Genomic DNA, 13,484 nt, shown 5'->3' on the forward strand with positions numbered 1-13,484 from the left:
GTGTCAGGACGACAGCGGGGATCTCTTTCGGCCTCCCGCGATCAGCCGGACAGCTCGACGCCCCACGCGCACTGCGCACGGCGGTCGGACATGGCCTCAACCTCATCTCCACGTGAGGCCGGTTCCACATCGCCTGGGAACGTTGCCGCGGGACGTCCCCCTCCCTCAGCAGGCATGCCGCAACCACTACTTGCCTCTGGGAGAACCCGCCATGGCCGCAACCATCATTCGGCTGCCACACGCCAATCCACTGCTGCGCGTCCCGCGCTCCTTTCGCATCGTCGGGATGGTGGTCGCTCTGGCGCTGGCGATCGCCGTGGTCTCGATGGGGAGCCGCCCGGCAGCCGCAGCTGAAGGGCCGGTGGGCCTCGGCACGGCCGGAAGCTTCGCGGTCCTCGCTGGGTCAACCGTGACCAACACCGGGCCGTCCGTCCTCACCGGTGACCTGGGCGTCAGCCCCGGCACTGCCATCACGGGTTTCCCGCCCGGACTGGTCAACGGGGCCACCCACTCGGCCGACGCTGTGGCGCTCCAGGCCAAGGCCGACCTCGTCACCGCCTACAACGACACGGCGAGCCGCGCCACCAGCGTGACCGTCTCTGCCGACCTGGGCGGCCAGACCCTCGTGTCCGGGGTCTACACCGGCTCGCTCCTGTCGCTGACCGGCACCGTGACGCTCGACGCCAAGGGTGACCCGAACGCCGTCTTCATCTTCCAGTCCGCCAGCACCCTCATCACCGCCTCGAGCAGCGTGGTCAGCCTGATCAACGGCGCCGACGCCTGCAACGTCTACTGGCAGGTGGGCAGCTCCGCCACTCTCGGCACCGCCTCCACCTTCGTCGGGACCGTCATGGCCCTGACCTCGATCACGGCCAACACCGGCGCCACCGTGCAGGGGCGGCTGCTGGCACGCAACGGGGCTGTGACTCTGGACAGCAACGTCATCACACGCAGTGAGTGCGCCGTGCCGACGACCTCGACGACGACGGCCGCCACCACGACGACGACGTCGACCACGACCGCTCCGACCACGACCACCGTGGCTCCGACCACGACAGTCGCTCCGACCACGACGACGGTGGCTCCGACGACGACGGTCGCGCCGACCACGACGACGGTGGCTCCGACGACGACGGTCGCGCCGACCACGACGACGGTGGCTCCGACGACGACGGTCGCGCCGACCACGACGACGGTGGCCCCGACGACAACGGTCGCGCCGACCACGACGACGGTCGCTCCGACGACAACGGTCGCTCCGACCACGACGACGGTCGCGCCCACCACGACGACGGTCGCTCCGACCACGACGACGGTGGCTCCGACGACAACGGTCGCTCCGACCACGACGACGGTGGCTCCGACCACGACGGTCGCGCCTACCACGACAACGGTCGCGCCCACCACGACAACGGTGGCCCCGACGACCACGGTCGCGCCTACCACGACGACGGTGGCCCCGACCACGACGGTCGCACCCACGACCACGGTCGGGACGATGACGACGACCGTCGCCCCCACGACGTCCGGCGCCACCACGACGAGCGCCACGACGGCGGTTGTCGTGCCGACGACGACGGCACCGACCGACACCAACACGGTGCCGACACCCAAGCCGGGTGCACCCGACACCGGCGGTGCCGGCACGGTCAACCCGCTCAACTCCCTGATCGCCTTCGTGCTGGTGCTCGTGGCCCTGGGCCTCGGCCTCAGCCTCCGCACCTCGAAGCCGACGCTGGGCTGACCGACTGAAGGGGAAACCCCCGCCTGAGCCACGCGAGTGGCGAGGGCGGGGGTTCACCCGTTCCGGTGGCGATCACGGCCACAGACGACGACCGCGGGCCAGCCTGCGGGGAAGGATCTCCGATGGGCTACCGGGCGCGTCACTCCTCTCCGCGTGCTGCGCGGAGGCGCACCCTCATCAGTGCGGCGGGCATCGCGTCTGTGCTCGCCGCGGCCGCTGGCTTCGCGGTGCTCCAGCCGTTCCCACCCGGATCGGCCCTCGCCGACGGTCGTCAGTCGTCGACGTCGAGCTCGACGAGCCAGCTGGCGCCGGCCAGTGCGGCGCCGACTCCCGGTGCCGCCGCGCCGACCAGGGGCTCCGGCGGCCCGCGCGCTCACACCACCGCCCCGACGTCCCCGACCCCGTCCGGTTCAGCCGCTGGAGCGACGCTTGCGCAGGCCTGTCGCCCCACGGGCCTGGTCATCAGCGCCCTTGGCGTCGACGCACGTGTCACGGAGATCGGTCTCGAGCGCGACGGCAGCCTCGGGGTGCCGTCGGAGCGGGACCGGCGCAAGGCCGGCTGGTATCCCAGCGTTCTCGCCGGGTCTCCTCGGGGCACCGTGCTGATGGACGGGCACACCTACCGCGACGGCTCGGCGATCTTCACGACCGACTCCACCCAGCGGGCCCACCTCGGCATGGCGATGCGCCTCTCCTGCGCCAACGGCGCGGTCGTGACGTATCGCCTCACCCAGATGCACCTGGACCTGACCCCCGAGACCTATCCGGACTTCGTCTCGAGCCGACGCCTCTACGCGGCCGACGGACCGGCGCAGCTCGTCATGATCACCTGCACGGGGTGGAGCCCGCTCCGGCAGGAGTGGGACAACCGCGCCGTCCTCATCGCGACGCCGGTGGCAGCGGCAAGCGGCTGAGCCCCGCGATCGAAAGAGCAATCCGTCCGCCGGCGGTCCGAGTCACCCAATCGAAAGAGCAGTCCGTAAGACGCCTGCGCCAGCGCGGTCGCGGACGCGGGGCGGACGGACTGCTCTTTCGATTGTCGGTCGCGGACGCAGGGCGGACGGACTGCTCTTTCGATTGTCGGTCGCGGACACGGGGCGGACGGACTGCTCTCTCGATCGGCGTCATGCGCCGGGCCCGGCTCTCCGAGGAGAACCGGGCCCGGCGGCATACGTCAGTGGGGGAGCGTCAGCTCTCGCCACCCGCGTTGCCCGACGTGCCGGCGGTGACGTCGTCGAGGCGGTACCTGTCGGCCGCCTTGGCGGGCACGTCGGCGTCGACCTTGCCCTCCTTGGCGAGCAGCTGCAGCGTCCGCACGGCGACCGAGGGGCCGTCGATGTGGAAGAAGCGGCGGGCGGCAGCGCGCGTGTCGCTGAAGCCGAAGCCGTCGGCGCCGAGCGAGGCGTACGTGCCGGGGACCCACTCGCGGATCTGGTCCTGGACGGCTCGCATGTAGTCGCTCACGGCGACGACCGGGCCCTCGGTGCCCTCGAGGCACTGGGTGACCCACGGCTTGATCGGCGGGCCGTCCGGCTTGAGGAACTCCTGCTGGTCGGCCTTGAGACCGTCGCGACGCAGCTCGTTCCACGAGGTCACCGACCACACGTCGGCAGCGACACCCCAGTCGTCGGCGAGCAGCTGCTGCGCCTCGAGCGCCCACGGCACGCCGACGCCCGACCCGAGGATCTGCGCCCGCGGCGGCTCGTGCGTCCAGCCCTCGGTGTTGGCCACCGAGATGCGGTGCATGCCGCGCAGGATGCCCTCGACGTCGACGTCGTCGGGCTCCTTGGGCTGCTGGAGCGGCTCGTTGTAGACGGTGAGGTAGTAGATGACGTTGGACTCCTCGGGGGTCCTGCCCTCGCCGTACATCCGGTCGAGGCCGTCCTGCATGATGTGCGCGATCTCGTAGGCGTAGGCCGGGTCGTAGTGCACGACGGCGGGGTTGGTCGCTGCGAGGAGGGGGCTGTGCCCATCGGCGTGCTGCAGACCCTCGCCGGTCAGGGTCGTGCGGCCGGCCGTGGCCCCGATGAGGAAGCCGCGCGACATCTGGTCGGCCGCAGCCCAGATCGAGTCGCCGGTGCGCTGGAAGCCGAACATCGAGTAGAAGACGTAGATCGGCACCATCGGCTTGCCGTGCGTCGCGTACGACGTCGCGGCGGCCGTGAACGCCGCGAGCGACCCGGCCTCGTTGATGCCGAGGTGCAGGATCTGGCCGGCGGTGCTCTCGCGGTAGGCGAGCATCAGCTCGGCGTCGACCGGCGTGTAGTTCTGCCCGTTGGGGTTGTAGATCTTGATCGTCGGGAAGAACGCGTCCATGCCGAAGGTGCGCGCCTCGTCGGGGATGATCGGCACGATGCGCGGGCCGAACTCCTTGTCGCGCAGGAGGTCCTTGAGCAGGCGGACGAACGCCATCGTCGTGGCGACCTCCTGCTTGCCCGAGCCCTTCTTCACCTGGGCGTAGGCCTCGTCGCCGGGGAGCTTGAGCGGCTCGAAGTCGACACGCCGGCTCGGCAGGGTGCCGCCGAGCTTCTGGCGCCGGTCGATCGAGTACTTGATGACCTCGTGGTCGGCGCCCGGGTGGTAGTACGGCGGCTGGTAGGGGTTGGCCTCGAGCTGCTCGTCGGTGATCGGGATGCGGAGGCTGTCGCGGAAGGCCTTGAGGTCATCCAGCGTCATCTTCTTCATCTGGTGCGTGGCGTTGCGGCCGGCGAAGTGCGAGCCGAGGCCGTAGCCCTTGATCGTCTTGGCGAGGATGACGGTCGGCTGGCCCGTGTGCTCACGCGCCGCCTTGTAGGCCGCGTAGACCTTGCGGTAGTCGTGGCCGCCGCGCCGGAGGTCCCACCAGATCTTCTCGTCGCTCCAGCCCTCGACCATCTTGGCCGTGCGCGGGTCGCGGCCGAAGAAGTGGTCGCGGACGTACTTGCCGTCGTTGGCGCGGAAGGTCTGGTAGTCGCCGTCGCTCGTCTGGTTCATGATGTGCACGAGCGCGCCGTCGCGGTCGGCGGCGAGGAGCGGGTCCCACCCGCGGCCCCAGACGACCTTGATGACGTTCCAGCCGGCGCCACGGAAGAACGCCTCGAGCTCCTGGATGATCTTGCCGTTGCCGCGCACCGGGCCGTCGAGCCGCTGCAGGTTGCAGTTGATGACGAAGTTGAGGTTGTCGAGCTCCTCGTTGGCCGCGAGCTGCAGCAGGCCGCGCGACTCGGGCTCGTCCATCTCGCCGTCACCGAGGAAGGCCCAGACGTCCTGCTGGCTCGTGTCCTTGATGCCGCGGTTGTGGAGGTACTTGTTGAACTGCGCCTGGTAGATGGCGTTCATCGGGCCGATGCCCATCGACACCGTCGGGAACTCCCAGTAGTTGGGCAGCAGCCGCGGGTGCGGGTAGGACGGGATCGCCTCGAGCTTGCCGTCGACGATGTGGCTCTTCTCCTGGCGGAACCCGTCGAGCTGGGTCTCCGTGAGGTGGCCCTCGAGGTAGCTGCGGGCATACATGCCGGGGGAGGCGTGACCCTGGAAGTAGATCTGGTCACCGCCGCCGGGGTGGTCCTTGCCGCGGAAGAAGTGGTTCATGCCCACCTCGTAGAGCGTCGCGGCCGACGCATACGTCGAGATGTGGCCGCCGACGCCGATGCCGGGCCGCTGGGCGCGGTGCACCATGATCGCGGCGTTCCAGCGGATGTAGCGGCGCATCTCGCGCTCGACGTCCTCGTCGCCGGGGAACCACGGCTCGCGCTCCGGCGGGATCGTGTTGATGTAGTCGGTCGCCGTCAGCGACGGCACCCCGACCTGCTGCTGGCGCGCGCGCTCGATGAGCTTGAGCATGATGTAGCGCGCTCGCGTGCGGCCCTTCTCGTCGAGCACGGCATCGAGGGAGTCGATCCACTCCTGCGTCTCGTCGGGGTCGATGTCCGGGAGCTGACTGGGGATGCCGTTGAGGATCGGGCCGGCCTCGGGTGCCACGTCGGGTCCTTTCTCGTCGCGTCGCAGGCGCCTGCGACCGGTCGGCCCCGGCGCTGCTCCACCCATCCTCTACCAAATGGTGGTCACCGTCACAGTCGGGTCCAGCACGGGGACCGGGCGGGGTGTGCCGCGGCGCCCGACGACCATGAGCAGGCGGTATGCCGTCCACGACGTGGGTGCCCACGGTGAGCCCTGCTTGCGCTCGGAGCCCAGACCCGGTGCACTTGTCACACACGAGAGTTCAGACCTACCGGGCCTCGGCCCGTGATCGAGAGGATCGGTGACAGTGAGCGCGACCGCGGGAGCGGCGTCCCTCAGCAAGCTCGGGTTTGCCCCAGGGCAGACCGTCCAGGAGTTCGGCTATGACGACGACGTCGACGATGACCTGCGGTTCGGCATCGAGGACGTCATCGGTAGTGAGCTCGAGGACGAGGAGTTCAACGACGGCGCCGACGGCGTCATCGTCTGGTATCGCGACGGCGACGAGGATCTCGTCGACCTGCTCGTCGACGCCCTGACGAAGCTATTCGACCAGGGCTATGTCGTGCTGTTGACGCCCAAGGCCGGTCGCCCCGGTCATGTCCAGGCGAGCGATGTCGAGGAGGCGGCCTCGACGGCCGGCCTGACGACTGGTGGCCAGGTCAACGTGGCGACGGAGTGGGCTGCCACCCGCCTCATGCCGCCGAAGGGGCCGCGCCGGTGAACGGGGCGGCGACGGCGCCGCCGCCGGGCATCGAGTCGCACGGGGCCGCTGCGCTCGCCGTGGGCGAGCCGGTGCCGGACTTCACCCTCGTCGACCAGTACGGCGTCGACGTCAGCCTCTCGTCCGCGCGGGGTAGGCGCAACGCGGTCATCGTCTTCTACCCGGCGGCGTTCTCCGGCATCTGCCGGGGCGAGCTGCGGGCGATCCGCGACGGCCTCGAGGACTTCCAGACCGACGACATCCAGGTGTTCGCGGTCTCGTGCGACTCGATGTACACCCTGCGAGCCTGGGCGGACGCCGAGGGCCACTTCTTCCCGCTGCTCTCCGACTTCTGGCCGCACGGCGAGGTCGCCCGTCGCTACGGCGTCCTCGACGAGGAGGAGGGTTACGCGCTGCGGGGCACCTTCCTCGTCGACCGTGACGGTGTGCTCGTCTGGTCCGAGGTGCTCGGCATCGGGCAGGGACGCGACTTCACGGCATACCGCGTGGCCCTCGCGGGCCTGCGCGAGCAGCAGGCGACCGACTGATCCACTGACGGCGCCCGCCGCCGGGCGACACGTCGGCGGGGAGTGGGCGCGGCGCGCGCCGAGGGCTGACACAATGGCCGCCGGGCGGGCACACTGCGCGCCCCGGGGCCTGTAGCTCAGTTGGTAGAGCACCGCGTTTACACCGCGGGTGTCGTCGGTTCGAGCCCGGCCGGGCCCACGTGCACCACCCCTACGACGACGCCGACGACGCTGGCCGCGAAGCCGGCGGCACCGTTCTCGCGCTCCGCGACGTCGTCGCTGCGCTCGAGGGCCTGTGGCCCGTGTCGAGTGCGGCGGAGTGGGACCGGGTCGGCCTCGTCACCGGCGACCTCGACCAGCCGGTGCGCCGCATCCTCTTCGCGCTCGACCCGACCCTCGCGGTCATCGACGAGGCGCGTGAATGGGGCGCCGACCTGCTCGTCACGCACCACCCGCTGCTGCTGCGCGGGGTGCACTCGGTCGCGACGACGAGCGCCAAGGGCGCGTCGGTGACCGGTCTCGTGCGAGCCGGCTGCGCGCTCTACGTCGCCCACACGAACGCCGACGTCGCCGACCCCGGCGTGTCCACCGTCATCGCCGACGCCCTCGGGCTCACGGAGCAGCGCCCGCTCAGCGAGCTCGGGGGGTATGCCGCCGGGCGGGTCGGCGTGCTGACCGAGCCCATGTCGCTGGCCGACTTCGCCGACCTGCTCGTGACCGTCTTGCCCGCGACGGCAGGGGGAGTGCGGGTGAGCGGACCGGGTGCCGCGACCGTGCGCACCGTCGCCCTCATGGGTGGCTCGGGAGACGACCAGTTCGACGCGGCGCGGGCGAGCGGGGCCGACGTCTACGTCACGGCCGACCTGCGCCACCATCCCGTCCTCGAGGCCCGGGAGGAGGCGCGCGACGGCACGCCGTACATCGTCGACGCCGGGCACTGGGCGATGGAGTCGCTCTGGCTCGCCACGGCGCGCGAGCAGCTGCTGGCCGTCCTGGGGGCGGGCTCGGGCGACAGCGTGCAGTCGGACCCCGCGGAGCACCCGGAGGAGGGGCGGTCCGGCGCCGCTGCACCGACTAGGGTCGAGGGCAGACTGTCCGGACTCCGAACCGAGCCCTGGACCTTCGTCGCCGGAGCCAACCGTGCCCGGCCCGAGCCCGGAGGTGTGTCCTGAAAGCCGATCCGTCCCGTCAGTGGCGCCTGCTCGAGCTGCAGGCGATCGACACGCGCCTCGACCAGATCGCGCACGCGCGCAGCCACCTGCCGCAGCTGCCCGCGATCGAGGCTGCGCGTCGCGAGCTGGCCGCGCTCGACACCGACATCGTCAACGCCCGCACGACCGCCGGCGACGTGCGCCGCGAGGTCGCCAAGTCCGAGCAGGACGTCCAGCTCGTGCGCGACCGGGCGGCTCGCAACCAGGCCCGGCTCGACGCCGGGCAGGGCAGCGCGAAGGACCTCCAGGCGCTCCAGCACGAGCTCGCCTCTCTCGCCCGCCGCCAGTCCGAGCTCGAGGACCTCGAGCTCGAGGTGATGGAGCGCTCCGAGGCCCTCGACGCGAAGGTCGTCCAGCTCGACGCCGACCGGGAGGAGCTCGCGGCACGGCTCGCCACGCTCGAGTCCGAGCGTGACGCGGCGCTCGCCGACCTCGCGGCCGAGGAGACCAAGGTCGGCTCCGGGCGCGCCGACATCGTCGCCGGCATCGGCGCCGAGCTCGCCGAGCTCTACGAGAAGATCCGCGCCAGCAGCGGGGGCCTGGCCGCCGCCGAGCTGAAGCACCGTCGCTGCGGCGGCTGCCGCCTCGAGCTCAACAACGTCGACCTCTCGCGCATCCGCTCCGCGGCCCCGGACGAGGTCGTGCGATGCGAGGAGTGCCGCCGCATCATGATCCGCACCGCCGAGTCCGGTCTGTGAGCCCTGCGACGACAGGCGCGAAGCAGTCGGGCGGCCGCCGTCGCCTCGTCATCGAGGCCGACGGGGGGTCGCGCGGCAACCCCGGCGTCGCGGGCTACGGCGCCCTCGTGCGCGACCCGGAGACCGGTCGTGTCCTCATCGAGATGGCCGAGCCGCTCGGCAAGCAGAGCAACAACGTCGCGGAGTACTCCGCGCTCCTCGCCGGCCTGCGCGCCGTCGTGGACCTCGACCCGTCGGCCGACGTCGTGGCGCGCATGGACTCCAAGCTCGTCGTCGAGCAGATGTCGGGCCGCTGGAAGATCAAGCACGAGGACATGCGGCGCCTCGCGCTCGAGGCACGCGACCTGTGTGCCGAGATCGGTGACGCCGGTGGGACCGTCTCGTTCGAGTGGATCCCCCGGGAGAAGAACAAGGCCGCGGACGCGCTGAGCAACGATGCGATGGACGGCAAGTCGATCCATCGCGTCCTGCACGACGAGGACGCGGATGCTGCTGCGGCACAGTCGGACTCGGCGGCGTCGACGACGGTGAGCTCGGGGGAGGGGGCGGCTGTCGCCGCCCACCACAAGCCCCTGCGGCTGCTGCTCGTGCAGGTGCCGCTCGTCGAGGCCGCCGTGCCCCGGGTCGTCGCAGCCGTGCTCCGCCTTGTCGGGCCCCACTCAGAGGTCGTCACGAGCGACGAGCCGCTCGCGCTCGAGGTCGCGCGGGCGGTGGGCGCCGAGGTGGGCTCCGAGCCGACCGTGGCGGGCCTGTGGGCCGGCCGGGCACCCGGTGAGGACGCCGACGAGACGGTGCGCACGGCATACCGCTCGCTCGCGGCGCGCGGGGGCACCGTCGTCGCCGTGACGAGCCGACGCGGGGTGCTCTCGGTCCTGACCGATGTGCTCGAGACGCCCGGCCAGCGCTTCTGGGCCATCGCGACGGCGCCCGGGAGCCTGACCGCGGTGGAGGTCTGGGAGGACGGGTCGGCCGCGGTCGCTTTCACCAATCGGACCGAGCATCTCGCCTGACGGACGCTGTGCGATATTCGGCTGCATGAGCTATGCCGGTGACGTCACACCCGCCGAGGCCTGGGAGGCCCTCTCCGCCGACCCTGCCGCCGTCCTCGTCGACGTGCGCACGGTGGCCGAGTGGTCCTACGTCGGGCTTCCCGACGTGCGTGGTCTCGGCAAGGACGTCGTGCGGATCGAGTGGCAGACGTTCCCGTCGGGCGCGGTGAACGCCGACTTCGTCGCGCAGCTCGAGGCCGCGGGCGTCGACCGCACGGCGTCCGTCTACTTCCTCTGCCGCTCGGGCGTGCGGTCGGTCGCTGCGGCCGAGGCGGCCACGGCTGCTGGGTGGTCGAGGTCGTTCAACGTGCTCGAGGGTTTCGAGGGCCCGCACGACGCCGAGCACCACCGCACCGTCTCGGGCTGGAAGGTTGCGGGCCTGCCGTGGGTGCAGGGATGAGCGACGACGTGCAGCAGTGGCGACCCGACACCCTCGCGGTGCGAGCAGGCTTGTCGCGCAGTGGCTTCGAGGAGACGGCGGAGGCCATCTACCTCACCTCCGGCTTCGTCTACGAGACGGCCGAGGAGGCTGAGGCGGCGTTCAAGGGCGATGTCGACCGCTTCGTCTACTCGCGCTACGGCAACCCCACCGTGACGATGTTCGAGGAGCGGCTGCGTCAGCTCGACGGGGCCGAGGCGTGCTTCGCGACGGGCTCCGGCATGTCGGCCGTGTTCGTCGCGCTCGCGGCGCTGCTCGGCAAGGGTGACCGCGTCGTGTCCTCGCGCGCCCTCTTCGGCTCCTGCTTCGTCATCCTCGACGAGATCCTCCCGCGCTGGGGTGTCGAGAGCGTCTTCGTCGACGGCACCGACCTCGACCAGTGGCGCGAGGCGCTCTCGGAGCCGACGACCGCCGTCTTCTTCGAGACGCCGAGCAACCCGATGCAGGAGCTCGTCGACATCGCCGCCGTGAGCGAGCTCGCCCATGCGGCCGGTGCGAAGGTCGTCGTCGACAACGTCTTCGGCACGCCGGTCTTCTCCAAGCCGTTCGAGCACGGCGCCGACATCGTCGTCTACTCGGCGACGAAGCACATCGACGGCCAGGGCCGCGTGCTCGGTGGTGCGGTGCTCGGGCCCAAGGAGTTCATCGACGGCCCGGTGCAGAACCTCATGCGTCACACGGGCCCGTCGATGTCGCCCTTCAACGCCTGGGTGCTCGTCAAGGGACTCGAGACGATGTCGCTGCGCGTCGAGCGGATGGCCGCGAGTGCCCTCGAGGTGGCGCGCTTCCTCGAGTCGCACCCCAAGGTCGCCAAGGTCGTCCACCCGTTCCTGGCCTCGCACCCGCAGCACGAGCTCGCGAAGCGGCAGATGCTGGCCGCGGGCACGGTCGTGACGTTCGAGCTCGTTGGCGGCAAGGACGAGGCCTTCGCGCTGATGAACGCACTCGAGGTCATCGACATCTCCAACAACCTCGGCGACTCGAAGTCGCTCATCACCCACCCGGCGACGACGACGCACCGCCGCCTGACGCCGGAGGCTCGGGCTGCGGTGGGCATCACCGACGGCGTCCTGCGCGTGTCGATCGGGCTCGAGGACGTGCGCGACCTCATCGACGACCTCGGCCGCGCCCTCGGCTGACGTCCTGGCACCCTCTCCCGGTCGAGTGCTCAGTCCTCGACGTCGGGACCCGCCGAGAAGTGGGCACTCGACATCGAGGGGGCCGGCCGCGGTCAGGCGGTGAGGGCCAGCGCGAGCGTGGCACCGGTGACGACGACGACCGCGCAGAGCAGGCCCGTGGCGCCGAGCCGGCGCCACGAGACGGTCAGGCCGGCGGCCCGGGCGCGTTGCGCCCACAGGATGGTCGCGAGCGAGCCCCACACCGTGACGAGCGGCCCGGCGTTGACACCGACGAGCAGCGCGGCGAGGCGCTCGGGGGAGTGCTCGGCCGTCACCTCGAGCGCGAGGTAGGCGGGCAGGTTGTTGATCGCGTTGGCCGAGACCGCCCCGATCGAGCTGAGCCGCAGCAGGTCGGGGGCCGCCGTGCCTCCGCCCACGACCTCGGTCAGCCACGGACCGAGGCCCGCAGCGAGGGCGAGGTCGACGACGACGAAGAGCACGGCGACGCCGAGCGCCGCCTTCCACGGCACGCTGATGCGCTTCAGCAGCATCGGCGCGCGCAGGGCCGTGACCGCGAGCAGGACGAGCGCCGCCGCGATGGCCGGCCACGCCGGTGTGATGCCCGAGACGAAGGCCGGTGCGAGGAGGGCCGCGACGACCGCCGAGACGATCATGAGGGTGCGGTCGTGCGGCTCGGCCTTCGGCGGCTTCTCGTAGCGACCGCGGAGGTCGCGCCGGTGGAGCAGCCACAGCACCACCACGGTGAGGACGATCGCCACGAGGGCAGGTGGCCACATCAGGGCGACGTACTCGTTGACCGACAGCCCCAGCGCCGTGAAGTGGTGCAGCGCAAGCAGATTCGTGAGGTTCGAGACCGGCAGCAGCAGTGAGGCCGTGTTGGCCAGCCACAGGGTCGTCATCGCGAAGGCAAGCGGTGGCACGCCCACCTGGCTCGCCACGGTGACCGCGACGGGGGTGAGCAGGACCGCTGTCGTGTCGAGACTCAGCAGGATCGTGCTGACGCCGGCGAGCACGACGACGAGCAGCCACAGCACGAGGACGCGACCGCGAGCAGCACGCGCGGCGAGGTGCGCGGCCTCGTCGAACACCCCGGCGAGGTCGCAGATCTCGGCGACGACCGTGATCGCGATGAGGAACGCGAGCACCGGCAGGACGCGCTCGGCGAGGACCGTGAGGTCGGTCACCGCGCGGCCGCCGCGGCACTCGCCCGTGGACCCGCGCCGCCCACCTGCTCGCGCACGGCGAGGGTCCACGGTCGGCCGTCACGAAGCGGGGCGATGAGCTCGACGTCGAAGTGCCCGGACAGCCGCTCGGCCAGCGCGCCGGGCGTGCGCGGCGCCTCGGCCTGCACGAGCTCCCGGGTGACGAGACCCCGCGTGTGCTTCGCGTTGTGCGAGGCGCCCGGCACGGTGACGTGCACCCAGCGCTCGGCGCGCTCGCCCGTGGGACGCCACATGGCGGCATACGTCGTCGACCTGCAGTCGACAACGAGCTCGCGCGGCTTGACGGTGGCGTCGAGCGCTGCGCCCAGCGGCGCGCGCCACTCACGGTCGAGGACCCCGACACCGGGAACCCGGGCGCACACGTGCACCCGGTAGGCCGGCACGCGGTCGGTGAGCCGCAGCGCGCCGAACATCGCCGAGAAGACGACGATGCTGCGGTTGGCGCGCCGCTTCGCGGCAGCGTCGAGCGAGCCGTGGTCGAGCGCCTGGTAGAGCACCCCGCTGTAGACCTGGACGGCCGCCGCCGTGGGCGCCGACCGCAGGTCGACGTTGCGGAGCACCTGGTCGACCAGCCCGGCACTGACGCCCAGCACCTCCGTGGCTCCGGGCTGCGCGCTGACGTCGGCCACGGCGTCGATGACGCTCTCGCGCAACGGCGTGAGCTCCGGGAAGGAGAGCGAGGAGAGGTCGAGCGGGCGGCCTCGCCGCGCGGGGGTCTTGCCCTCGGAGGGAGGCAGCAGGATGAGCACGGGGTCAGCCTAGGTCGGGCACCACGGCCACGATGAGCGCAGGTCGAGCCCCGGACGGGGCGC

The 13,484-nt window shown here is 71.4% G+C and carries 13 protein-coding genes and 1 tRNA gene; 10 read left to right on the top strand and 4 right to left on the bottom strand.

The genetic code is table 11. The features are described 5' to 3' along the window. Positions 1–211: 211 nt before the first annotated feature. Positions 212–1,744 carry an ice-binding family protein gene (locus FBY41_RS23450; RefSeq protein ID WP_221629280.1) on the top strand — a complete coding sequence of 511 codons (1,533 nt, stop codon included), beginning with the start codon at positions 212–214 and terminating at the stop codon, positions 1,742–1,744. A 122-nt stretch (positions 1,745–1,866) separates the two neighbouring features. Further along, a complete protein-coding gene (locus FBY41_RS14300; RefSeq protein ID WP_141844865.1) occupies positions 1,867–2,658 on the top strand; it encodes a class F sortase in 792 nt (263 codons plus the stop codon). Positions 2,659–2,932: 274 nt separating this feature from the next. Here FBY41_RS14300 and aceE read toward each other — a convergent pair whose 3' ends face one another. Further along, positions 2,933–5,704 (bottom strand): pyruvate dehydrogenase (acetyl-transferring), homodimeric type, encoded by a 2,772-nt coding sequence (gene aceE, locus FBY41_RS14305; RefSeq protein WP_141844866.1) that lies wholly within the window; start codon positions 5,702–5,704, stop codon positions 2,933–2,935. 69 nt (positions 5,705–5,773) lie between these two features. Beyond that, a complete protein-coding gene (locus FBY41_RS23455; protein ID WP_185749058.1) occupies positions 5,774–5,935 on the bottom strand; it encodes a hypothetical protein in 162 nt (53 codons plus the stop codon). Between the two features lie 55 nt (positions 5,936–5,990). Between FBY41_RS23455 and FBY41_RS14310 the strand changes: the two genes are divergently transcribed. The 8 genes from FBY41_RS14310 to FBY41_RS14345 all read left to right on the top strand — a co-directional run bounded on the left by FBY41_RS14310 (position 5,991) and on the right by FBY41_RS14345 (position 11,449). Continuing rightward, on the top strand, positions 5,991–6,407 hold the full coding sequence (locus FBY41_RS14310; RefSeq protein WP_141844867.1) for a DUF3052 domain-containing protein: 417 nt from the start codon (positions 5,991–5,993) through the stop codon (positions 6,405–6,407). Then, complete coding sequence (locus tag FBY41_RS14315) at positions 6,404–6,934, top strand: peroxiredoxin (protein WP_375869874.1); 531 nt, start codon at positions 6,404–6,406, stop codon at positions 6,932–6,934. The genes FBY41_RS14310 and FBY41_RS14315 overlap by 4 nt, the downstream gene beginning before the upstream one ends. A gap of 105 nt (positions 6,935–7,039) precedes the next feature. Then, positions 7,040–7,112: transfer RNA gene (locus FBY41_RS14320), tRNA-Val, on the top strand. A 1-nt stretch (position 7,113) separates the two neighbouring features. After that, positions 7,114–8,085, top strand: coding sequence for a Nif3-like dinuclear metal center hexameric protein (locus FBY41_RS14325; protein WP_141844868.1), 972 nt, complete (start codon positions 7,114–7,116; stop codon positions 8,083–8,085). Positions 8,086–8,129: 44 nt separating this feature from the next. Then, positions 8,130–8,822: a zinc ribbon domain-containing protein gene (locus FBY41_RS14330; RefSeq protein ID WP_446496953.1), complete on the top strand. Its 693-nt coding sequence runs from the start codon at positions 8,130–8,132 to the stop codon at positions 8,820–8,822. Next, complete coding sequence (locus FBY41_RS14335; RefSeq protein WP_260439779.1) at positions 8,819–9,832, top strand: reverse transcriptase-like protein; 1,014 nt, start codon at positions 8,819–8,821, stop codon at positions 9,830–9,832. Before FBY41_RS14330 ends, FBY41_RS14335 begins: the two co-directional genes overlap by 4 nt. Before the next feature lie 25 nt (positions 9,833–9,857). Next, entirely contained in the window at positions 9,858–10,271 is a 414-nt protein-coding gene (locus FBY41_RS14340; protein WP_141844871.1) for a rhodanese-like domain-containing protein, read from the top strand. Then, entirely contained in the window at positions 10,268–11,449 is a 1,182-nt protein-coding gene (locus FBY41_RS14345; RefSeq protein WP_141844872.1) for an O-succinylhomoserine sulfhydrylase, read from the top strand. The genes FBY41_RS14340 and FBY41_RS14345 overlap by 4 nt, the downstream gene beginning before the upstream one ends. Positions 11,450–11,541: 92 nt before the next feature. Here the strand turns inward: FBY41_RS14345 and FBY41_RS14350 are convergent, their stop codons facing one another. Then, complete coding sequence (locus tag FBY41_RS14350) at positions 11,542–12,633, bottom strand: SLC13 family permease (RefSeq protein WP_141844873.1); 1,092 nt, start codon at positions 12,631–12,633, stop codon at positions 11,542–11,544. Next, positions 12,630–13,421, bottom strand: a complete 792-nt coding sequence (locus FBY41_RS14355) for a YaaA family protein (protein ID WP_141844874.1) — start codon at positions 13,419–13,421, stop codon at positions 12,630–12,632. The genes FBY41_RS14350 and FBY41_RS14355 overlap by 4 nt, the downstream gene beginning before the upstream one ends. Positions 13,422–13,484 lie beyond the last annotated feature (63 nt).

This window comes from Humibacillus xanthopallidus, assembly GCF_006716675.1.
Lineage (GTDB): Bacteria > Actinomycetota > Actinomycetes > Actinomycetales > Dermatophilaceae > Humibacillus > Humibacillus xanthopallidus_B.

Excerpts from the sequence above, each read along its gene's own strand:
- FBY41_RS14345 (WP_141844872.1), top strand. The coding sequence starts at position 10,268 with ATGAGCGACGACGTGCAGCAGTGGCGACCCGACACCCTCGCGGTGCGA.
- FBY41_RS14300 (WP_141844865.1), top strand. The coding sequence starts at position 1,867 with ATGGGCTACCGGGCGCGTCACTCCTCTCCGCGTGCTGCGCGGAGGCGC.
- FBY41_RS14340 (WP_141844871.1), top strand. The coding sequence starts at position 9,858 with ATGAGCTATGCCGGTGACGTCACACCCGCCGAGGCCTGGGAGGCCCTC.
- FBY41_RS23450 (WP_221629280.1), top strand. The coding sequence starts at position 212 with ATGGCCGCAACCATCATTCGGCTGCCACACGCCAATCCACTGCTGCGC.